Raw genomic sequence first — 22,214 nt, 5'->3', positions numbered from 1 at the left:
CTTCCTGTCGGGGGTCGAGAACCCCTTCATCCCCAGGATTCCAGCCGCGCGCGGCCGGGGTTATGCTATCTTGTAGAAGTTGTTCAGATGTGAACACAGGGACCGCAGGAACCGGGACCCCGATAAGACCTCATCCGGCTCGGAGTAGTTCCGGGGTTTCGCCTTATCCTCTTCCTGCGCAAGCAGGTAGCATACCTCGGAATAGACTCTTTCCCGCACCAGCCTAAGACAGGTCTGGTGATAGCGTTCGATGTAAGAAGCGCCCTTAAACTCGGGGAAAACCTCAAAGTGCGGCTCATTGTTCCTCACGCTCGTTCGCGATCTCTCACAGTCTTCCAGCAGGAGCATATACCCAAGCCAGGGCGACGGGGACGTTTTGAAGGCCCCCTCCCTCCCGGTAGGCAGTCCAGAGATCGTATGCGCTCCCTAAAACCTCCTCAGCCCGGTTATTGATGTTGTTCCCAAATGACGGGCCCTTCTGGGACTTCAGTTCAAGGACGGCAACCAGTTCCTTCTTTCCATCAGGACGGTGTTTGATAACGATAAGATCCCACTGCTTCTCCGCCCGGAAGTACCCCGGAAGGTCGAGCGATCTCTTCCGCGTGCAGATATCTCCCTCAGGCACCCCGATATCCACCAGCAGATTTCGGATTAGCGAAAAGAATCCATTCATATGCTTTCCGCCCGTCGCTTCCGAACGAAAGCCCTGATCTCTTACACCACGATCATTCTGATCTTTTGCCTGCGACGCCCTCTTATCCCAGAAATACCGCACCGCACAAGAAAAATAGTCATCCCGGGAAATCTCCCGGAGAATCCTCTCACTCACCATAGGCCAACCTCTATCAGAACAATCGGGACTGTTTTGCCTGATGAGTAAACCGTTCAACCTCCATGACAAAGTATTTTTCTTCTATCTCGACGCTGATGCTGTTTCGACCCCACCGCGCTGCGGCGAGGGCAGTTGTCCCCGTCCCGCCGAAGGGGTCGAGGACGGTATCGCCCACGAACGAGAACATCCGCACAAGCCTCTCGGCCAGTTCCAGAGGGTAGGGTGCAGGGTGATCTTTTGTCGACGCGCCTTTGAGATCCCATATCTGGCGGAACCATGCCTTCTGGTTCTCCTCGGATATGACCGAGAGCAGCCGTGCCTCGAGCGTAGGTCTCCGGTAACCGCCGGGTTTCCGCTGAAAGAGGATGTATTCGATATCGTTCTTGACGATCCCGTTAGGCTCATAGGGTTTTCCCAGGAACGATCCTGGCGAATCCGCCTCAAAACAGGCATTGGCAATCTTGTACCAGATGACCGGCGCCAAGTTATCAAACCCAATCTTCCGGCAGTGCTCCTGGATGCTCGCATGGAGAGGCATGACGACATGGCGCCCGGCTTCCCGCCGGGGCAGGCAGACATCGCCGACAACAATGACCAGACGGCCCCCGGGAACGAGAACCCGGTAGATATGCCTCCAGACCCTGTCAAGTTCCTCTAAGAAGATCTCATAGTCCTCAATCTGCCCGAGCTGTTCCTCTTTCTCGGGATATTTTTTGAGGGTCCAGTAGGGGGGCGATGTCACGACCAGATGGACGCTTTCGTCGGGAAGAAATGCAAGATCGCGGCTATCCGCATTTACAAAACGGTGGTTTGTCGGCAGGTTGCCGGAGATGGCCTCGATCTCCTTTATCAGTGAGAGATCCTTTGCTATCTTCGGGATTGCCCGCTGCCCATCAGTCCTGGCGACTTCAAAGATCTCGGCCGGCACGTAGTTCTCCAGCGGCTGATCCTGCCCGGTCTTATTGATAAAAAAAAGCCTCTCGGCAACAACGGGGAACGTTCCCGGCGGATGAAAAGGTCTTGAACTCATGGCCACTCTTTCTATGATTAATATCCCTTATTACATAACCGCACCGGAGTCCCTCCCGGCAGTGCGGCGGGCACGACCATGAACTGCAGCACGCTCGCCCATGAGCGGTTCCCGTCGCCACGGGGGCAACTTCACATCTGCACCGTCATGTTTTCCGCTTCGACCAGTGAACTACCCCGCCCTTCAGGGCGGGGCTTCCTGCTTCATGGCCAACACTTGCATCACAGCAATGTGATGTAGCGGTATCGTCTCCACAGGCTCGAAGGGCTGTTCCATCCCCACGCGGTGAATATTCACCGCAGCATTGTAATCTCGATCAGCAACAAACCCACAGTGTGGACATTCGTGGACTCTCTCAGAGAGCGTTTTTTTCACAATGCTTCCGCAGTTCGAGCACATCTGCGATGTATTCCTGGGATCGACTTTGACAAGGTTCGTACCAGCACTTTCAGCCTTGTACGCGAGGTAAGCATAGAATCTTCCCCATGAAGCATCGTGAATGCTCCTGTGTAGTCCCGGAGAGTTGCCGTTCTCTTTCAGATACTTGATATTCAGGTCTTCAACACAGATCGTTGCATAGGTGTCAACGTACCGACGCGAAAGTTTGTGCAGGAAATCGTTCTTCTGGCTCGTGATATGTTCATACGCCTTCTCCAGTTTCCCTTTTGCCTTCTTCCAGTTTTTCGAGAACCGTTGTTTCCGGGCAATACTCTGGTGTAACTTCTTGATCCGGTCAAGTGAGTGCTCAGAGAACCGGGGATTCTCGATCACCGCACCATCGCTATCGACTGCAAACGAGTTCAGACCGACATCGATACCGACAGACCGTCCTTCACGCTTTGGTGCGGAAGCCTCCTGCTCTGCCTGAACGATCACATACCATCGATCCCCGCGACGGGTGATCAGGACGCCCTTCACCGTGCCAGCGTACGGGCGGTGCAGGGTGAACGGAATCGCTCCGATCTTCGAGAACGTGATCGTGCCGTGTTCCCGGTCGATCTTGAACCCGGACTGGTTATAGTTGATCGTCCGGTATCGGAATGCGCTCTTGAACCGGAGTTTGCCTATCTTCCGTCCTCTCTTCTGTGTCTGGGAGAGTGCAGCGATGTTGCTCCAGAGGGTATAGTTCACCATCTGGAGCACTTTGGAGTACACGCCCTTCAGAAATGGATTCTCCTCTTTCAGCGTGACGATCCGCGCCTGTGTTCCTCGCATCGTCGGAGTGATCCCGTGCTCCCGCGCGGTAGTACATTCTTCGAGAAGTGTGTTGTAGAGCCACCTACAGGTATCGAGCGCACTGTTCAGCCGTGTCTCGGTGGTTGCGCCGGGATACGCCCGGTACTTGTAGGAGAGGAGCATCGACGCTGCAAATACGTTGGAGGACGAGATAGACGTTATCCATGCGGGGTGAAAGTGAATTGGGAAGGGGGCCCCGCTTTCATCCCCGGCCTGAAGACCGGGGACTTCCCGCTCTGCCCCCTTCACCCCCGAAAGTTAAAGTGCACCGTGCGGGGGGTGAAACTGAACCGGCACAGCTAAAAAAAACAGGGGCGGTGCCCCGACACTCACGCACCGACCCACTCGATCTCCGGAATGGCGCCCGCCGCCGTGACGCCGTACTGGACGACCGGCACCCACCGGTAGGCGGCGCCGTCGGCACTTACCGTCCAGAAGGTGTAGTGCGCACTCGAGAGGTCGCCGGCACTGTTCAGGTGCGCCGGTCCGAAGAGGGGGCCGCCGGACTCCTCTGCGGTTCTCCCGACCGCGGTCTTCAGCATGGCGACATCCGCGGTACCGGCCTCTGTCCTGGCCATGGCGACGATCCAGAGCGCATCATAGGTCGCGAGACCGTAACCGTCGGGGTGCCGGCCGAGGGCCTCCCGCATCTTCTGGATGGTGGCCGTGTTCGACGCGACACCCTCCTGGTTCCAGAGCGCCGGGCTGGTGAACTTCGTCTCTGCCGCGAACCGGGCGGCATTCCCCGTCGCGAGCGAGTCGAGGAGGACGCTGCCGTCGCACCCGTACCACCGGACCTTCGCCAGGTTCTCTCTCGCTACCGCCGCCTCCATGACCCTGTCCGCCTCGTCGAGGCTGACCAGGTAGACGGCGACCTTCTCTTTGCCGTGCGCCGCGACCGCCTGGGCCACCCGGGCATCGAGATCCGCTGCCACCGCACCATACTCCCCGCGGTCCGGGGTGTACCGGACGCCGTCGAGGACCTTCCCGCCACCCCTCACAAACGCCGCAGCCGTCAGCTTCTCCAGTTCATCGCCCCAGACGTCGCCGCGCCAGACCGGTACGATCGCCGTAACCCCCTGCTTTCTCAGGTGGTATGCCATGACGTCGGCCTGGTAGGTGTCCGGCGGCACGAACCGGTAGACGTTGTCGCCCGCGATCGCAAGCGACGGCGCCGTGCTCATGGTGCTGACGATCAGGATGCCGTGCTCGTCGGCATACGCCCGGACAGCCTCGAGCTCGGCGCTGGTGCCGGGCCCGATGACGATCCGGACGCCCTGCTCATCAAGCGCCCGGAGTTTCGCGAGCGCTGTGGCGGGATCGGCCTTCGTGTCCTCGATGATGATACCGACACGCCGGTCCGACCCGATAGAGGCAAAGTGGTCGTTGATATCCGCGGCCGCCACCTCGAGGGCGACCCGGCTCGCCTCCCCGCCCCCAGCGTAATCGCCGGAGAGCGGCAGGAGAGCGCCGACGACGAGGCCCAGATCCGCATCCGGCCCTGTAGGGGCCGTCTCCGACCCCATACACCCGCAGCCGAAGACTGCCGCACCAAGGAGGAGAAGCACGAATGCTGCTGAAGCGTTTCTCATAGGATTTACTCTATGAGATGAGGAATAACCATTTCGTTTTGGCCCGCAGCCCCACGGCGAATTAGACCGAAAAACAGCCAGGATGGAAGATTTTACTCCCGGAGCATCGATGACGCCTCACGCCGGGTGCGTCTTTGGCCGGCACGGACGATGCCGGGATATGCGTCTCAAAAAAAAGGGGGAAGGCAGGCTTACTGCTCCTCTCCCTCCCCCATCAGGTCCCGCGGCCTCTTCTGTATCTCCGCGTCGATGTTGGTATCGATGCTCCGTGCCGCCTCTTCCGCGGCCCTGAGCGCCTCCGGGCCCGGGATCTCCCCGAGGATATCCTCCGACGGCAGGTCCGTGCCTTCCGGGACATCCGCGGACTCTGCGGTGGCGCCGAGGTACTCCGCGGCCTGCTTGACGACGCTCGAGAGCTCGAACGGGAAGATGATCTTCGTCGCCTGACCGTCGGCCATCTTCTTCAAGGCATCGAGCGAGAGGACCGTGATTGCCCGCTTATCGAGCGGCCGGGTGCCGACCGAGAGGATGCGCAGCCCCTGCGCCTCGCCCTGCGCCTGCAGGATCCGGGAGAGCCGCTCGCCCTCCGCACGGAGGATCTTGCTCTGCCGCTCGCCCTCGGCCTCCAGGATGATGCTCTGCCGGTTCCCCTCTGCCTTGAGGATCGCCGCACGCTTCTCGCCGTCGGCGCGAAGGATCGCCGCACGCCGCTCCCGCTCGGCCGCGGTCTGTTCGGTCATCGCCTGCTTGACCGCCCCCGCCGGATCGACCTCCTTGATCTCCACCCGCTCGACCTTCACACCCCAGGCGTCGGTCTCCCGGTCCAGGATATCCCGGAGACGGGTGTTGATGATGTCCCGGTTGTAGAGGATCTCATCGAGCTCCATGTCACCGATGATCCCACGAAGACTCGTCTGCGCGAGGGCCACCGTCGCCGACCGGTAGTTCATCACCTCGAAGTAGGCCTTCTCGGGGTCGATCACCCGGACATAGACGATCGCATCGACGTTCGTCGGGGAGTTGTCCTTCGTGATCACCTCCTGCCGCGGGACGTCCATCACCTCGGTCCGGAGGTCGAGTTTCTTGACCACCGTGACCAGCGGGACCACCCACCTGAAACCGGGGTTCATCCTCCCGATGTACCGGCCCAGACGGATCTGGAGCCCCTGTTCATACGGCTGGACGATCACCACGCCGCGGGCGAATATGATGATGATGACGATGATGAGAAAGACCGTGATCAGCCCGGTCCATGGAAACTCTCCGGTTAACAGCATCTTATGTGACCTCCTTCACGACGACGTGCACCCCTTCAGAGCGAACGACGATAATTTTTCTCCCGACCGGGATCTCTCCCGACTCCGAACGGGCGCTCCACTCCATGCTCCCGAGCCGCACCTTCCCCATGAGTGTCTCCGGATCAACCGGCGCGACCACCGTCCCTTCGAGACCGACGAGCGAGTCCCGGGAGAGCGTCCTCGGCGGTTCATGACCGGGCGTGAGGCGGCTGTAGAGCCATACGGTGACCGAGGCCGCCACGATCGCCGCGAGAACCCCGATGACGAGGCCCCAGGGGGACGTGAGGATATCAACGCCGAGGAGAAGGAGAACTCCGAGGATGATCAGGACCGTCGCCGGGACGGCGATGAAGAACCCGGGCTGGTAGACCTCCACCAGGAGCAGCACCGCCCCGAGCACGATCAGAATCCAGCCGAGAGCGATCCCCTCTGCAAGCATAAGGAGGAATGGGGGCGGGCGGGATAAAAGAGTATGGAAAAATCTCCTCTTCAGGTACCGCCCGCCGGATTCAGGCGGGCAAAGAGCATCGGAGCGCCGAACGAGACCCAGGCACCGGCAACGGCAGCCTGGAGATACAGGAGGATGTAAACAACCCAGGCTGGGTCCGGCGGGATGAGGAGGCCGAACCCGAACCAGATCACTCCTGTCACGACGATCCCGATGGCGTAACGGAAGAGACGGCGAGATCCCTCCCTGACGGCGCACATGCTCCCGCGGTGATGCTCGGCGGCGGCGCCGGCGGCAAACCCGAAGAAGAGCCCTGACGCCGTGACGGCGTCCTGGAGGGAGAGTGGATGAATCGGTTCGCCGGAGCGCTCGAGCGCCCCCGCCGCCCATGACGCAGGGACCTGCCAGTCACCGAGCGAGGCGAGGGCGGCAAAGGAGAGCAGCGCCAGGACGAGGGAGCCTGTAAACGCGAGGAGCACCTGCCGGGAGAGCGGGAGGGCGGCGACCCTGCGGCCCACCGGCCCCTCTAGTGCGAGAAACCCGATGAGGACGACGAACCCGACCGCCCAGCCCGCGATGACGTCCATCGGGAAGTGGACCCCGAGCACGACCCTTGAACCGCCGATCAGAAAGATCAGAGCGATTGCAAAGAGAGAGACCCACCAACGCCGGGCGTCTGCGGCGACCAGCCCCCAGAACGTCGCCGCACCCTGGGCGTGGGCCGACGGCAACCCGAACGACGGATGACTCCCGAGCGCCCGGACCTCCGGGCTGACCCAGTAAGGGCGGGGGAGGTGGAACGCGACCTTGAGCGCCTCGTTGATCCCACCCGATATCCCCAGGAGGAGACCGAGACGGAGACCGAGGCGCGGGTCCCAGCACCAGTAGAGGATCGCGACGACGAGCAGGTAGAACTCAGGCTGGCCCAGGAACGAGAAGAACTGCATCGGGACCGCGAGCCACGCCGCCTGATCCTGAAGCATCTGGATGAGCGCAATCTGAAATTCGGTCATATCACCCCGGAGAGGTCAAGGTTCGTGAGGAGCTGGGGCATCGCCGCCGCGATCCCGTTGATGATGAACTGGATGGCTATCGCGAGCACGATGATCGCCATCAGTTTCGGGACGACCCGGAGCCCCCCTTCCCCGATGAGAGAGAAGATCCAGGGCCCGTAGATCATTCCGACGTAGGAGATGGCGAGGGCTACGACGATCCCGAGGAAGACGGCGAGGAGACCGTAGAGACCTTCCGGTCCCGAGGCGAGCAGGATCACCGTCGTGATCGTCCCCGGTCCGGCCGAGAGCGGGAAGGCCAGCGGGACAACAGAGATGTGTTCCAGGTTCTCGGCAGAGTAGGTCTCGCCCTTCGTGCCGAGCATCCCGGTCGCCACGCTGACGAGCAGGATACCGCCGGCGATCTGGAACGCCGGGACGGTGATGTTGAAGATCGTGAAGATCAACTGCCCGGTGAGGGCGAAGAAGGCGAGCACAATGAAGGCGATCTTCATGGAAGAATTTATGATCTGCCGGCATTCACACTCCGCCATCCCCTTGGTTAGCGCCGTGTAGACGGCAACCGTAGAGGCGGGATTCATGACGGCGACGATCGACGCGATCGCGATCAGGCTGAAACTCAGAAACTCGGCAAGTTGAGCGATCAGGTCCATTTCGGATCACCACGCCTGAGGGGCATCTGAGGAAGTATGCGCCCGGGTAACATAGGTAGCTTACGGTTTCCCGGTTGCAGGGGCGACGTTCGTTTTTCCTGCCGCACCCGCCTCCGGGACGTGAACGGCAGGGAATGCATCAAGGAGCGCCCGCGTCAGTTCGGCCCCGAGCGACGGCTGGACGGACTCGAGCCAGAGGAAGAACCCTGCCATATGGGGCGTTCGCCGGCTCTCGAACTTGAATCCGCCGGCCCTGTTCGGCACCATCTTGAGGTACTCCTTCTTGTTCCGGGTTCGCAGGTAGATGATCGGTCGGTATTCCGGGATGTTCACGGCCAGGATGACCTTCGAGAACTGTTTCTGGATCGTGTCCGGGTCGTAGGTCTTCCCCTTGATGCGGATAGGATATCGGGCATCGAGCATCCGGATAGCGGAGGGGTAGAGCCCCCCGAAGAGGACTTTCTTCACGATCGGCGGGATCTCGTCCGGGGTGCCGAGTTCCCCGACGCCTTGCTTCGAGGTGACGGCGGCGATGATGCTCTGCATCCGTTCGTCGTGCAGTTTCTTGTAATCGAACGGCCGGCGGGGCGGGATATCGGCGATCGAGATCAATTTCGGGTGCCGGATCTGCCGGTGCGGGCTTCGTTTGAGATCCCGGGGCCGGATCAAGGCTTTCAAATCCTCACAGGTCGGGGTGGTGAGGAGGACGTTGTCGGGCTCCTTGAGGAGGCGGCGGACGACGGCCGTCCGGGATATGTCTACCGAGGAGATGAGGAGGAACGGCACGGTCGGTTGACCATAGAGGTAACCGAAGAGCTGCTTCTTGTAGTGGATCTCCGCCTCGAACTCTTTTAGGTCGGCAGGAGAGGTGATGATCTCGCCGAACGTCAGCGCCCCGGTGTGGTCGACGAGCACCATGTCGACCTCGGCGAGATCCTGGCCGTTTCCCCTGACCTTGATATCGCCGATGTTCGAGTAGAAGAGCCCGTTTTGACCGAGCTGCGCACGTTTGACCCTCGACGGCCCGTCGGCCCCCCGGGCCACGACGGAGAGGATGAGATCGGTCTGAAGCGAGAGGTCGAGGATCATCTCGTAGACGATCGCCTCAAACCACCGCCCTTCGGCGGTTCGCATCTCGGGAAGATCCTCGGAGAAGAGCTTTTTTCTATCCGCGGGGCGCAGGTGGCGCAGCGCTCTCATGATGATCGCCCGCGTTGGCTGAAGCGAGCTGAAGTTCTTGTCGAGCCACGTAGTCATCTGTAACATTCGTTCCACACAGCTTGGGTATTGCTATCGTATTGGGGACCTGATGAGGGTCAGAGCACTTCCTGACAGGGAAGTCTATCATCCTGCAAGTGCTCATAGAGTTTCCGGTCTCCATGGCTATGAAATTACGCATGCGCTACTACCACAAGGGGCGGCGACGTGACCGCCCGCCCGGGTCCCTGCGGGATAGATCACTCGTAGCGGAGCGCCTCGATGGGGTTCAACTGCGCCGCCTTCCATGATGGGTAGAACCCGGCGACGACACTTGTTCCGATGCCGAAGGCCATCGCAAAGGCGACATACCCGATCACCACGGAGATGGGGATACCCGCGCCGCCCGAGACGGCGAAGTCGGCGAAGAGATCCGCTATGGAGGCGGAGGCATAGGAGGCGATCACGACACTCACGATGCCGCCGATGATGCTTCCCGTGACCCCGAGGATCAGGCTCTCATAGAGGAACATCCGGAGGACCTCCCGTTTTCGCGCCCCGATACTCCGCATCAGCCCGATCTCCGCCGTCCGCTCCGTGACCGATATGATCATGACATTCAGGATGCTCACGCTCGCGACGAGGAGCGACACCCCGCCGATACCCAGGAGGAAGACGTTCATGGCGTCGAGGGTCTCGTAGTAGAGTTCCAGGATCTCGCGTGAGTCCAGGATGTCCACGACCTCGCTCCTGCGGTTGATCTGCTGGTCGATGGCGGCCTTGACATCCTCGATTGCGGAGAGGTCGCTCACCTTCACGACGACACGGGTGTAGTCCTGCGGCCCATGTCGCTCCGTGTACCAGTCCTCCGTGACGATGATGGCATAATCGGGGTTGATGTCGATGCCCATCCCCCGCTCTGCCGCGACCCCCAGGACACGGACGCTCTCGCCCCCGACCTCGATGCGGCTTCCCGGGTGAAGGTTGAGTTCGTCGGCAAGGAGCGAGCCCACCATCACGCCCGAAGACCTTCCCCGGGGGTAGAGGCCCGCCTCCAGCTCGATCAAGGACGGGATGTCGGTTGCGGGCATGACATATATCGTTGCGTAGCCGCTCGTATCCCGCACCCGCAGCCGGTCGGACGTAACGATCATGGGAACGACACGGTGCTCTCCCGCGGCCTTCTCTATCAGCCCCACGTTCTTCGTGGAGATGCTCGCCGCAAGGGCACTTCGGGGATCGAAGGGATCGCCGCTCGATGCCGCGAGGTGGGGGGTGACGAGCACGGTGTCGCTCACGTCCGCGACCATCCCACCGACGAGCATCGAGAGGCTGCTGCCCATGATGCCGAGGGAGGCGATCGCGACGACACCGATGACGATGCCGACCGTTGCAAGGAACGACCGGGCTCTGTGCCGCCTGAGGTTCCGGACCGCGAGATCGATGAAGATCATGCCCTGCACCCCTATTTCTGCCTCATCGCATCGACCGGGGCGAGGTTTGAGGCTCTCCACGCCGGGTAGAACCCGGCGGCGATACTCGTTCCTATACCGAACGCCATTCCAAAGATGATGAACCCGACCGCACTCTGGTCGAAGACCGTGAAGTTCTCGCCGAAGGTCGTCCCGGTCGTGGCGACCTCGATCGCGGCAACGCTGATCAGGTAGCCGAAGGCGGTGCTCAAGATGCCGCCGACGACGCTTCCGATGACCCCGAGGATCATCGCCTCGTAGAGGAACATCCGGAGGATCTCCCCGCGCAGCACCCCGATGCTCCGCATGACGCCGATCTCTCTGATCCGCTCGGTCACCGAGATGTACATGACGTTCAAGATGTTGACGGCGGCTACGACGAGGGCAATCCCGCCGATGCCGAGGAGAAAGGCCGTGATCTGATCGTAGATCTCCTCGTACTGCCCGAGCATCTCGCGCGAGTCGGACACGTCGACCAGATCCTCGCGCCGGTTGATCCGGATCTCGATGGCATCTTTTACGGCATCGATCTGCTCCACATCGCCGACCCGGACGATGACCATCGGGTAGGAATCCTTCGCCCCGAAGTGGCTCTCGTACCAGCCGTCGGAGACGACGATCGCGTAATCCGGGTTGATGTCAAACCCCATCCCCCGCTCCGCAAGCACGCCCGCCACCCGGACGTCCTCACCCCCGATCGCGATCCTCGAACCCGGGGCTATGCCGTACTCCCGGGCGAGGTGGATGCCGACGAGCGCGCCCGCCTGGTTCTGCCGGAGATGCTGTCCCTCCGCGAGATTGAGCAGGACGGGGATATCCCCCGGTTCGAGCCCGATGATCTGGGCATACCCGCTCTCGCCGCGGCCGAACTCAACCTTGTCCGCCCCCTGGAGCACCGGGATCGTCCGGTGCGGGTTTGCCGCCCGCCGGATCTCCTCGACCTCGCGGGCGGGGATGGTGGCGTCCACCACCGTCCGCGGGTCTCCGGCGAAGGTCCCGCCGATCGCGGTGTGCGGCGTGACCACGACGGTGTCCCCGACATCGGTGATGATGTTCGCGGCGAGGAGGTTGATGCTGTTGCCCATGACGCCGAGAGAGGCGATCGCGACGACACCGATGACGATCCCGATGATCGAGAGGGTTGAGCGTATCCAGTGTCGCCGGAGGTTTCTCGTCGCGAACGAGAAGAACACTAAGCCACCCTCCCGTCGACGATCCGGATCGTGCGCCGCGCGTATGCGGCGACCCCTGGATCGTGGGTGACCATGACGACGGTCTTACCCTCCCGGTTCTCTGCCGCGAGAATCTCCATGATCGCCGACCCGGTCTTCGAGTCAAGGTTGCCGGTCGGCTCGTCGCAGAGGAGGAGGTCGGGGTCGTTGACGAGCGCCCGGGCGATCGCGACCCGCTGCTGCTGCCCGCCGGAGAGTTCGGCCGGTTTATGGGCGAAGTGGGTTTCGGCGATCCCGACGGCCGTGAGGACCTCGATCGCGCGGCGCCGGCTCTCCTCCCGGCCGGTGGTGAGGAGGAGGGGAAACTCGACGTTCTCGACCGCCGAGAGAAGCGGGATGAGGTTGAACTGCTGGAAGACGAACCCGATGCGGTCGCGCCGGAGCCGGGTGAGGTCGTCGTCGCTCATCCCCGAGATCTCCTGCCCGGAGAGGAAGATCTCCCCGCGGGTCGGGACGTCGAGGCAGCCCATCAGGTTCAAGAGCGTCGACTTCCCGGAGCCCGAAGGCCCCATCACGGCGATGAACTCGCCCGGATCGACGGTGAGCGAGACACGGTCGAGCGCCACGAGATCGCCCGCCGGGAGGGGGTAGATCTTGCTGACCTCCTCGAACCGGAGGATGGGTTCACCGCTCACCGCCGCCTCCGGATATACCAGAGGACCACAAGGCCGGCGGCGATGGCGGCCAGCGCCATGACGGCAACGGCCACGATGGGTAGCCCGGTATCGCCGGTCTCCTCAGCGGTGCGGTTCTCGAGCGAGATCGGCCGTGCAGCGGTGTAGGGGTTGCCGTCGCCGTCCCGGTACTCGATGACGAGCGGGATCTCCTCCACGGTTCCGTCGGTCTTGAACGTCACCTCGAACGTCGAGATGTCGTCGGGATCGAGCGTCCCGGCGACGTAGACCCGGAAGGGATCGACCGGCGTTGCGGGGGCGCCCGCGGAGATGATGACCGATCGGGCGGGCTCGAACCCCGCGTTCATGACGTCGCCCGTCGCGCGGTAGGCATCTCCCTCCACAACGATCTCGACGTTGGTGACGATGAGATCGGCCTGCTTCTTGTCCTCGCCGAACGCGACCGGCAGCACGAGATCCACGGTGTGAGCGTTGATCCCGTTGCGCCAGACCACCTGGAACGTGACGTTCGTCTCCGCTGCCGGGGTCAGGTTGAAGGCGGCGGTTCCGGACGCATCGGGTTCGAGGGTGCCGATGAACGCGCTCTCTGGCGTGACGGAGAAGTCCGCGCCCCGGGGGATCACCTGGACACCGGAGGCGGCGTTCGACCGCGGGTTCGCCACCAGAACCGTGATGCCGGCCGTCCGGGACCCGGAGAAGGTCTCGGGCCTCTCGAAGACCGACACCCCAAGCGGGGTGCCGTCGACCCTGACCGGAACCGGGTGGGTGAGGGTTCCGTTCTCCCGGAGATCGAGGGAGAACCGCGGATAGTATGTCCCGTTCGGCGCATCCGCCCGGACGGCGAAGGTGAACGTCCGGTTGAGGCCGGCCCCGAGAGCCCCGACCGAGGGGTAGGGCTCGCCCGTCGGGACGACGCCGTCCCCGTAGAGGCGGGCGCCGCCGAGCGGGAGGGTGTACGGGCCGGTGTTCTGCACAGTAACCGTCACAAAGCCCGCGTCGCCCGGCATCAGCACCTCAGGCTCGACCGCAACGGACGTCACCGTTACGTCGCCCTGCGCCCCCACGACCGGGGAGGAGACGAGAAGGCAGACCAGGACGAACGTGAGGAGGGCGAAACCAGATTCCACACGGAAGAATGGAGAGGGCCTCTACTTCAACGTTATCCCCGCACCACCCCCGAGCCGGCATAAGACCTTTGACGGCAGAGAGCGATAGTTTCTGGAACAACCATCACCCCGCCGGGGTGCCGAGGAGAGCATGGGACTGAATAAGATCTATATCATCGGCCACAAGCAGCCCGACACCGACAGCATCTGCAGCGTCATCGGCTACGCCGAGCTCCTGAACCGCGCCGAGCCCGGGAAGTACATCCCCGCCAGGTGCGGGGAGGTGAGCCCAGAGACACGGTTTGCACTCGATACGTTCAACGCCGAGGCGCCGGTCTACGTAGCGAGCGTCGAGCCCACCGTATCGGATATACCGCTCGATACCCGGAGCGCCCGCCAGGACGTTCCGACGATCGACGTCGCCGCCCTGATGGACACCTACGACATGCGAAACATGCCGATCACAAACGGGGACGAGACTCTGGTCGGTCTCGTGAGCGAGTACGGCCTCGCCCGGTCTTACGTCAGAAAGAACCCCCGGGAACAGCTCTCGCTCATCCCGATGCCGCTCGAGACCCTCGCCCGCATCCTGGATGCCCGAATCTTCGTTTCGTCGCGCGAGGCGCTCGGGCAAGCCCGGGTCTACACCGTCATCGACGCCCTGCACGTCACCCTCTCCCGGATGACGCCCGACGACATCGCGATCGTCGGGGACAACGAACCCGCCCAGCTCGCGCTGATATCGGCAGGGGTCGCCGCGCTCATCATCGCCGAAGGGGCGCCGGTGGGCGAGCGGGTGATCGATGCCGCGCGGACAAGAGGGGCCTCGGTACTCGCGACGACGCTCGACGCCTTCAGCGTCGGGAAGATGATCAGCCTCTCTCTCCCCGCGAGCATGATCATGGAGACCGACATCCCCACGGTGCGTCTGGACGACTCGCTTGAATACGCAAAGAGCGTCGTCTCGAACTCCAAGTTCAGGACGGCCTGCGTCGTCGGCGACGAAAGGCAACATATCGGGCTCGTATCCCGGACGACGCTGATGCAGGATGTCCAGAAGTCGGTGATCCTCCTCGACCACAACGAGTACTCGCAGGCCGTGGACGGGATCGAGCAGGCGGATATCCTTGAGATCATCGACCACCACCGCCTCGGGGCGATCTCGACCTTAAAGCCGGTGCGGTTCCTCAACGACCCCGTGGGGTCGACCTCGACGATCGTCGCGAACAAGTTCATCGAGGCCTGCGTGGAACCCACGCCGTCGACCGCCGGGCTCCTTCTCTCGGGGGTTCTCTCGGACACGATGGTGATGAAACTCTCGACGACCACCCCGGCGGATATCCGGGCGGCCGACTACCTCGCGGGGATCGCCGGGGTCGACCCGGCCGAGTATGGGCCGGAACTGATCCGGAAAGGCATGGACCTCGACAGCCTCCCGAAGGATGAACTCCTCACCCGGGATATGAAGCGCTACAACCTCTTCGGGAAGAGCATCATGGTCTCGCAGGTGATGGCGTCGTCGTTTGATTTCGCAGAGACCCACGCCGCTGAGATCCGCAAGGAGATCGAGCGCCTCCGGACGACGATGGGGGTCGACTGCTTCTTCGCCCTCTTTACGAACGTCTTTAGTAACGCAAGCGATCTCTTCGCCGCCGGGGATGAAGCCTGCATCGCCAAGATGGACCTTCGGGACCAGCCCGTCCGGCTCGAAGGCGTCATGTCCCGCAAAAAAGATTTCATCCCGAAGTTCGGGCATATGTTCCGGCAGATCTAACAACAAGCCACTTCCCTTCGCGGCTTCGTGTGGGGCTGTATTGTTATCCCCGGCAAGTAACTCACGCGAAGCCGCGAAGAACGCGAAGATCGGTTTATTTGAGAGCAACTTCCCTTCGCGTTCTTCGCGTGAGGCCATATTGCTGTCGCCCCTATTACTACCCACGAATTTCCGTGTATGGGTATAGCAACGCCTCTTCGCGTCCGTCGCATGAGGCTCTACTATTACTCCTAGGCTCACTCGTTCTTCTTCTTGAGCAGCCCGGCAGCGTAGCGGGCGAGCCCGTAGACGCCGTCGGTCGAGGGGTGGACCTCGACGATCTCGTCGAAGTCATCGACGGTGATGCCCTGCTTCATCAGGTAGCCGATGTAGGAGAGGAGGAGCGACGCCCCGGGAACGGCGGCGGCCGCCCCGAGGAGCCGGCCGCTCCCGGGATCGACCCGGATCTGGGCAAGCCCCGCCCAGCCGCCCGCGACGTCCCAGAACGAACCGGGGCCCGCAGGCGCGGGGGCCGAGAGGGTGATACCTCCGTCGCCGCCGGCGGTCGCGGCGAAGGCGTAATCGTAGCGGAGGCTCATCCCCTGCGGAATGCCCTCGTAGTCCATGACGGTCTCGCGGCCGAGGATGTTCTCGGCCGCCACCACGCCCTCCCTCCGGGCCGCGGGGGTGAGGAAAGGCGGGCCGATGACGTCGCCGGCGGCGTAGACGCCCGGAACACTCGTGCGCATCCGCCGGTCGACGATGACCGCCCCGTCCGGGCGCTTCGCGGGCCCCTGGAGCATCTCCGAGTTGGGGACGAGCCCGGTTGCAAGCAGCACGGCATCGGCCTCGATCTCCTCGCCGCCGGCCAAAATGACCGAGCGGACCCGTCCGCCGCCTTCGATGCTCGTAACCGGAGTTCCCTCGCGGATTCCGACCCCGGCGAGATCGCGCAACGCCGCGGAGCGCATCTTCTCGTCGAGGTCCCGGAGCAGCCCGTGCCGGGCGATGATATCGACCTCGACACCAAAGGCGTGGAATATATGGGCGAACTCCGCCGCCACCACCCCGCCGCCGATGACGGCCATGCGGCGGGGGAGGTCGGCCATGGTGGGGAGCGTCCGGTAGGTATGGACGCCGGAGAGGTCGGTGCCGGGGATATCGGGGATTGCCGGCCGCGACCCGGTGGCCGCGAGGACCGCGTCCGCCCGGACCTCCTCGTCGCCGATGAAGACCCGGTTCCCCTCCAACCGGCCTTCGGCCCCGTAGACGATCTCGACCCCCGCCCGGCGGGTCTCCGCATCAAGAACCGAGGAGAGTTTATTCTGGACTTCGGAGAGCTGCTTCCGGATGGCCGGATACGAGACAGTCGGCACAGAGTCCAGGATGCCGAGGTCCTTCTGGGTCCTGGCGCACTCGATGAGCCGTGCAACGTCGTTCAAGGCACAGATTGTCATGCACCGCTCGTGAAGGCACTGTCCCCCGATGCTGCGCTGCTCGACGAGCCGGACATCCTTCCCCGCCTGCGCGAGGTGGATCGCCCCGAGCCTTCCCGCGGGCCCGCCGCCGATGACGACGATCATGATCTCTCCCTACAGCAGTTCGACGCCTTCGTCCATCGGCATCGAGAGGATCTCGCCGGTGAACCCGTTGACCTCGACGATCTTACTCCCGCCCCGCACCTGCCAGACCGGGACGTAAACGGCCTCGATATCGACCTTGATGTTGCTACGATCGGGTTTGAGGGTCTTCTCCTCGTAGAAGATGGCGTCGCCCTTCTCGTAGCGGAACCGCACCCTCTGGGTGAGGCGGTCGATGATGTCCCGCACGAGTTGCTCCTCCACGTCCTCCCGCACGAGCCGGGTGGCGACGATCTCGGAGCCGAACGGAACCGGGCCGCGCTCGATATCGTCGGGATTGATCTCCATCTTCAGGCCGTTGATGGCATTGACCGCTCCGGTGCCCTCGGCGTCGAAGGAGACCAGCCGGTCTTTCACCTCGCGCTCGCCGGTGCTCACGTAGCGGTAGTTCCAGTAGGGGATGAACCGGCACTTCGCCGTCCCCTGCAGCCCGGCGATACCGCAGGCGCGCATCTCGGAGATTTTCAGCGGGAGATGAGGGAGCGCCGGCCCATCCTGCAGCTCTTCCTTCACCGCCGCAGGAGAAGCCTCGATCTGCCCCCGCCAAGCCGTCCGGGCCGGGCCGGGGAGGTTCAGGACCAGGGTCTGTCCGAGCACCTCCGCGAGCGCGGCCCTGCCCGCGTAGCAGGCGAACTCATCAGGCCCCCACCGGATGCAGTCCTCTGTCTGCACCGCCGGATCGAGGGTGAAGAGCAGTTTCCTGCAGGCCCAGTCATCCTCACCGATGCGCAGGCGGTAGATCATCGAATCGAAGCTCCCAATCGTCTCCGGATCGTCCGAGCAGAGCACCACCAGGGCGTCTTCGTTCCCGACGGCGGAGAGATCCAACGGGTCGCCGACCTCCTCAACGTCGTAGGAGGCCGCGGCAAGGATCCGCTTCAGCACGTTCCGGGCTTTTTCCCGAGTCCCACTCTCCATTCATCTTACAATATCACAGGGAGATAGAACAAGTTTTCCCTTCGAGGAGGGTTGGCGGCTGTTAACGGGGCAGGAGAAAAGCGTGACCCCGGGATGCGCGGGACGGCGAAAGGGTGGCGGCGCCCTGAGTTTCTCTCGGCAGAATCCGTCGGATCCGGAAGACAACACATTTTTCTTCTGCAGAGCAAGAGATCTGATGATGCACGCTCCCCTGAAGTTCACCAACCACCGCATCGAGGAGTACGCGCTCAAGGTGACCTACCGCCCTGAGGACGACACGGGGAAGATCATCTACAACCTCTCGCTCATCGAGAGCCCCGACCTCGAGTTCGCGCTCTCCGTCATGAAAGAGGCGCACAGACGGGGCATCACCATCAGCGACCGGTTCCTGGTCGCCGGGCCGGGGGAGCAGGTCGGCGGCTTTATCGTGCCGGACGGGCGGCACGCCATCTGCACGATGTGCAGTATCACGCTCGACGCGCTTCTTCTCCAGCGCGGCATCCCGGCGAGCCCGATCGGGGGCGGGATCGTCGAGGTCGACGGGAGGGTTGCGCAACGGTTCACGAGCCTGATCCTCTACCGCGACACCACGCTCGATCCCCTCGAGGTCCTCATCTCCCAGGAGGCCACGTCGATCCTCGACGTCATGGATCACGGAAAGGGCAACATCCTCGCAAACATCAGGGAGTGCCACATGGAGGCCGAACACCTCCTGGGTACGGTGCTCGATGAACTTGCGTCCATAGGGTTCTCCGGTATCCTGGACGTCGGCGCCCCGAACGTCCCCCTGCTCGGGGTCCCGGTGAGCCCGCAGTACCTGGGCGTGGCGATGGTCGGCGGCACAAACGCTATGGCGGCCGTACGAGAGACCGGGCGGTCGGTCGTGACCCGGGCCCTCAAAGGGCTGATCGATATCCAGGCAATGGGCTACCTCGACGACTACTGAACCGCAATCTTCGTCCATTCCATGACGGTGGCGATATGCCGCCGCACGAAGAGGGCAAGCCCCGCGGACTCAGAATAGAGGGCGGAGGGCTGACCGTCGGCTCCTTCCATCCAGAGCAGCGCCCGGGTATCGTCCACTAAAAAGACGCCCGACCTTTCGTACGGCAGCAGTTTCTCAGCTAAGATTGGGGTTTTGTAGAGAGAGGCGAGAGAGATGATATGGAGACGGAACCGGGAAGGCTGCTCGTCCGCCCAGCGCTCGGTGACGATATCGACCTGCACGGAGCCGGGAACGGGATCGAGCAGCGGGAGGACGCTCCTCTGGAGGAGATCCCCCGATGCGAGCAACTCCACACTCCGCTCCGCACTCTTGAACATTCCTGCAAGGCGGGTTCTGATATTCTCTTCGCCGTAGATCGTCCAGACCAGTTCCTGGCCGCCCGGGCCTTCCAGTTCCTTCTCCCGGTAAACGGCTTCGAGGCCCTCCCGGGCGCTCTCTGCGTCGCTCTCAATCCGGCGCATCAGGTTCTCGACGCCCTGGTCGGGAGGAACCGCATCGAAGCGTTTGGGTGTCGTGTGCGAGACGCTGACCAGTTCCTTCTGGACGAGCCGGTCGAGGACCGGGTAGACGGATGCGCGCGGCACGCCGGAGATCTCGTGGACTTCCGTCGCGGTCGCTCCCGCCGTTCTGAGAAGCCCTATGTATACGAGAGCTTCGTACTTCGTAAGTCCCAGCGATTTGAGGGAGTCGAGGAGGTGGACGGGAACGTCCCGGAGTGCCTTCATTCCATCATGTATATATACTGTTCAGCAATAAATGTTGTTGCTAAAATAACAACAAGGTGAAGAGATGCGTTGGCAATACCTACCCGTACTGATGCTCCTGCTGGCACTCCTGGCTGCGCCGGGGGCGGCACAGGGTGTTAAATACCTCTATGGAAGCCCCGATCTGTCGGCAACAATCTCCGGTACCAACCAGTTTGCACCGGGGGACGAGACCCAACTTGGGGTCATCATATCCAACAGCGGCCTGAATACCCACAAGATGGTCGGTTCGACCCTCGTCACGCCCGACGACCAGCCGAACACCGCAAAACTGGTCACCGTGACGCTCAAGAGCAGCGACGCGCCGTTCACCGTCAAGACGGACCCCCAGTTCGTGAGAGACATCGCGGGCGGCGCCGCCGCGAACGCCGTCTTCAACGTGAAGGTGGCGGATTCTGCCGAGCCGGGCACATACACGCTGCCGCTCGAGGTGACCTACACCTACCTGCAGGACGCTGAAGATTACGGCGACGTTCTCCGCTACAACTACCAGAAGAAGACCCTGACCCTGCCGCTCACCGTGCGGGTCACGCCCGACCTCCAGGTCGAGGTCCTTGATGTCCGCTCCGAGTCGCTGAACGTCGGCACGGAAGGCTACGTCTACATGACCCTGAAGAACGTCGGTCACGAGACGGCAGAGAAGGCGATCGCGATGGTCACGAGAAGCGGCTCGAGCCCGCTCATCCCCACCGACGGCAACGCATACATCGGGACGTTTGGACCGGGCGAGACGGTGGACGTGAAGTTCAAGGTCTCGGTCGCGAACACCGCAGAGCCCCAGTCCTACCCGCTGGACGTCGCGGTCACCTACGAGGACTACGAGGGCAAGACGGTGACCTCCAGGCCGGCGACAATCGGCCTTCCCGTAGGCGGCAAGATCGCCTTCGAGGTCGTCTCACCTCCGCAGACGCTCTACCAGGGCCAGAAGAGCATCCTTGAAGTCGAGTACAGGAACTCCGGGGCGGCAACGGTCTACAATGCCCAGGCACGGATCAGCGCCGTCGACCCCTTCACCAGCAGCGACGACACCGCCTTCCTCGGCGACCTCGCTCCCGGCGAGACCGCGACGGCAAGGTTCGAGGTGAACGTCGACGGTGCCGGCACCGCGAAGGAGTACGGGATCGACTCCGAGATCCGCTACCGCGACAACCTCGACAACAGCAAGATATCGGACAGCATGAAGGTGCGGGTTGCGCTCGAGGAGAGGCAGGGCACGCTCTTCACCAACCCGGTCTTCCTGATCGCAGTCCTGGCCGTCATCGTCGGTGCAGGGTATTATATATTCGTGTACCGTAAGAAACAGAGATGAACGGGTACTGGGACGGCCCTAAGCCGGAGCCGCAGGTAAGGATAATCGAGGAAATGCGGGAGGTGCTCGCAGATCCGACCTGTACCTCCGATCACCCCCTCTATTTTATGTACCGGGATCTCGCCCGGAATGAGAGCGACCGGGAATGGCTCCGGCAGCAACACATTCGCTACGATATCACCGTCATTCCTGCCCGGACACTCTGCGGGGAGTACGTCAAGACAAAGGGCCACTACCACACCGAGAACCTGGCAGGGGAACTCTACCCGGAGATCTACGAGGTGCTCGAGGGGACAGGGCACTACCTCCTCCAGACCCGCGATGCCGACGACGTGGTGATGATCGAGGCGTCCGCCGGTGACAAGATCCTGATCCCGCCGGGCTACGGCCACGTGACGATCAACCCGGCAAGAGAGGATCTCGTGATGGCGAACCTCGTCTCGTCGGAGTTCTCAAGCAACTACGGCCCCTACGCGGACCTGAAAGGAGCCGCGTACTATGAGATGGAGGGCGGGGCGCTGGTGAAGAACCCGCGCTACCCCGACGCGCCCCCGGTGCGCTACTGCAACCCGATGGAGGTCCCGGAGATCGGGATCGAGAGAGAGGTCGGGCTCTACGACCTGATCGGGCGGCCCCGGTCGGTCGCGTTTTTGAATCACCCGGAGCAGTTTATGGAGATATTCGCCGACGTGACCGGCGGGTGTCTCGCGATGCGGTAGAGGGGCGAGGCGCTGGTCAAGCGACGTTAACCTCTACCGCCTGCCGTTTTAGAACATTGCATATTCTGTAGACGGATTTCCAATAGGTATCGCCACGCACTGCCCTGCCCCTCGAGGGGCGGGAGTGGGGGGCTAGAGATATTCAGGACGGATAGAGACAGGGGAGGGGGGATGCTCCCCCCTCCCCGTCGGCCCCACCCCCAGTGGCGATACCCCCACGGTCCACTGCATGGGAGATCCCGGAAAAGATAGATAGCCAACTCGCTCCCGGGACACGGCTTCCCACCGGCTATCGCCACGCACTGCCCTCGCCCCTCGGGGCGGGGGAGGAGGCCGGAGGCCGGGCGGGGTGGGGGCTACA

21 protein-coding genes are annotated in these 22,214 nt (G+C 62.7%); 4 read left to right on the top strand and 17 right to left on the bottom strand.

The window, feature by feature from the left end; genetic code table 11:
• Positions 1-60 precede the first annotated feature (60 nt).
• The 14 genes from FKB36_RS13375 to FKB36_RS02420 form a co-directional block, all read right to left on the bottom strand.
• Positions 61-348 carry a PaeR7I family type II restriction endonuclease gene (locus tag FKB36_RS13375; protein WP_390895683.1) on the bottom strand — a complete coding sequence of 96 codons (288 nt, stop codon included), beginning with the start codon at positions 346-348 and terminating at the stop codon, positions 61-63.
• On the bottom strand, positions 326-832 hold the full coding sequence (locus FKB36_RS02480; RefSeq protein WP_261596438.1) for a PaeR7I family type II restriction endonuclease: 507 nt from the start codon (positions 830-832) through the stop codon (positions 326-328). Before FKB36_RS02480 ends, FKB36_RS13375 begins: the two co-directional genes overlap by 23 nt.
• 13 nt (positions 833-845) lie before the next feature.
• Positions 846-1,862 carry a DNA-methyltransferase gene (locus FKB36_RS02475; RefSeq protein WP_261596437.1) on the bottom strand — a complete coding sequence of 339 codons (1,017 nt, stop codon included), beginning with the start codon at positions 1,860-1,862 and terminating at the stop codon, positions 846-848.
• Positions 1,863-2,045: 183 nt separating this feature from the next.
• Entirely contained in the window at positions 2,046-3,221 is a 1,176-nt protein-coding gene (locus tag FKB36_RS02470) for an RNA-guided endonuclease InsQ/TnpB family protein (protein WP_261596436.1), read from the bottom strand.
• Between the two features lie 206 nt (positions 3,222-3,427).
• On the bottom strand, positions 3,428-4,690 hold the full coding sequence (locus FKB36_RS02465) for an ABC transporter substrate-binding protein (protein ID WP_261596435.1): 1,263 nt from the start codon (positions 4,688-4,690) through the stop codon (positions 3,428-3,430).
• 191 nt (positions 4,691-4,881) lie between these two features.
• Positions 4,882-5,967, bottom strand: a complete 1,086-nt coding sequence (locus FKB36_RS02460) for an SPFH domain-containing protein (protein WP_261596434.1) — start codon at positions 5,965-5,967, stop codon at positions 4,882-4,884.
• Position 5,968: 1 nt separating this feature from the next.
• The gene (locus tag FKB36_RS02455; RefSeq protein WP_261596433.1) at positions 5,969-6,427 is read right to left on the bottom strand and encodes an NfeD family protein; all 459 of its coding nucleotides are present in this window, start codon (positions 6,425-6,427) and stop codon (positions 5,969-5,971) included.
• 50 nt (positions 6,428-6,477) lie between these two features.
• Positions 6,478-7,449, bottom strand: coding sequence for a phosphatase PAP2 family protein (locus FKB36_RS02450; RefSeq protein WP_261596432.1), 972 nt, complete (start codon positions 7,447-7,449; stop codon positions 6,478-6,480).
• A complete protein-coding gene (locus FKB36_RS02445; protein WP_261596431.1) occupies positions 7,446-8,102 on the bottom strand; it encodes a MarC family protein in 657 nt (218 codons plus the stop codon). Before FKB36_RS02445 ends, FKB36_RS02450 begins: the two co-directional genes overlap by 4 nt.
• Positions 8,103-8,162: 60 nt before the next feature.
• On the bottom strand, positions 8,163-9,359 hold the full coding sequence (locus tag FKB36_RS02440) for a hypothetical protein (RefSeq protein ID WP_261596430.1): 1,197 nt from the start codon (positions 9,357-9,359) through the stop codon (positions 8,163-8,165).
• A 200-nt stretch (positions 9,360-9,559) separates the two neighbouring features.
• A complete protein-coding gene (locus FKB36_RS02435) occupies positions 9,560-10,753 on the bottom strand; it encodes an ABC transporter permease (protein ID WP_261596429.1) in 1,194 nt (397 codons plus the stop codon).
• Between the two features lie 11 nt (positions 10,754-10,764).
• Positions 10,765-11,964 (bottom strand): ABC transporter permease, encoded by a 1,200-nt coding sequence (locus tag FKB36_RS02430; RefSeq protein WP_261596428.1) that lies wholly within the window; start codon positions 11,962-11,964, stop codon positions 10,765-10,767.
• Positions 11,964-12,638, bottom strand: a complete 675-nt coding sequence (locus FKB36_RS02425) for an ABC transporter ATP-binding protein (protein WP_261596427.1) — start codon at positions 12,636-12,638, stop codon at positions 11,964-11,966. The genes FKB36_RS02430 and FKB36_RS02425 overlap by 1 nt, the downstream gene beginning before the upstream one ends.
• Entirely contained in the window at positions 12,635-13,765 is a 1,131-nt protein-coding gene (locus tag FKB36_RS02420) for a COG1361 S-layer family protein (protein WP_261596426.1), read from the bottom strand. Before FKB36_RS02420 ends, FKB36_RS02425 begins: the two co-directional genes overlap by 4 nt.
• Positions 13,766-13,895: 130 nt before the next feature.
• Here FKB36_RS02420 and FKB36_RS02415 point away from each other — a divergent pair, with 130 nt between their 5' ends.
• A complete protein-coding gene (locus tag FKB36_RS02415) occupies positions 13,896-15,518 on the top strand; it encodes a putative manganese-dependent inorganic diphosphatase (RefSeq protein ID WP_261596425.1) in 1,623 nt (540 codons plus the stop codon).
• A 236-nt stretch (positions 15,519-15,754) separates the two neighbouring features.
• Here FKB36_RS02415 and FKB36_RS02410 read toward each other — a convergent pair whose 3' ends face one another.
• A complete protein-coding gene (locus FKB36_RS02410) occupies positions 15,755-17,080 on the bottom strand; it encodes a dihydrolipoyl dehydrogenase family protein (RefSeq protein WP_261596424.1) in 1,326 nt (441 codons plus the stop codon).
• A gap of 9 nt (positions 17,081-17,089) precedes the next feature.
• On the bottom strand, positions 17,090-18,055 hold the full coding sequence (locus FKB36_RS02405; RefSeq protein WP_261596423.1) for a hypothetical protein: 966 nt from the start codon (positions 18,053-18,055) through the stop codon (positions 17,090-17,092).
• 199 nt (positions 18,056-18,254) lie between these two features.
• Between FKB36_RS02405 and FKB36_RS02400 the strand changes: the two genes are divergently transcribed.
• Complete coding sequence (locus FKB36_RS02400; RefSeq protein WP_261596655.1) at positions 18,255-19,001, top strand: DUF128 domain-containing protein; 747 nt, start codon at positions 18,255-18,257, stop codon at positions 18,999-19,001.
• On the opposite strand, the gene FKB36_RS02395 is transcribed toward FKB36_RS02400, so the two are convergent.
• Positions 18,995-19,786, bottom strand: a complete 792-nt coding sequence (locus tag FKB36_RS02395; RefSeq protein ID WP_261596422.1) for a TrmB family transcriptional regulator — start codon at positions 19,784-19,786, stop codon at positions 18,995-18,997. The genes FKB36_RS02400 and FKB36_RS02395 overlap by 7 nt on opposite strands.
• A 91-nt stretch (positions 19,787-19,877) precedes the next feature.
• Between FKB36_RS02395 and FKB36_RS02390 the strand changes: the two genes are divergently transcribed.
• Both FKB36_RS02390 and FKB36_RS02385 read left to right on the top strand, forming a co-directional pair.
• A complete protein-coding gene (locus FKB36_RS02390) occupies positions 19,878-21,134 on the top strand; it encodes a COG1361 S-layer family protein (RefSeq protein ID WP_261596421.1) in 1,257 nt (418 codons plus the stop codon).
• Positions 21,131-21,853: a glucose-6-phosphate isomerase family protein gene (locus tag FKB36_RS02385; protein ID WP_261596420.1), complete on the top strand. Its 723-nt coding sequence runs from the start codon at positions 21,131-21,133 to the stop codon at positions 21,851-21,853. Before FKB36_RS02390 ends, FKB36_RS02385 begins: the two co-directional genes overlap by 4 nt.
• Positions 21,854-22,214 lie beyond the last annotated feature (361 nt).

The organism is Methanoculleus formosensis (genome assembly GCF_025384765.1).
In the GTDB taxonomy this organism is placed as follows: Archaea; Halobacteriota; Methanomicrobia; order Methanomicrobiales; family Methanoculleaceae; genus Methanoculleus; species Methanoculleus formosensis.
Note: the sequence above shows the minus strand (reverse complement) of the source record. Positions and strands in the feature narration are given on the sequence as shown.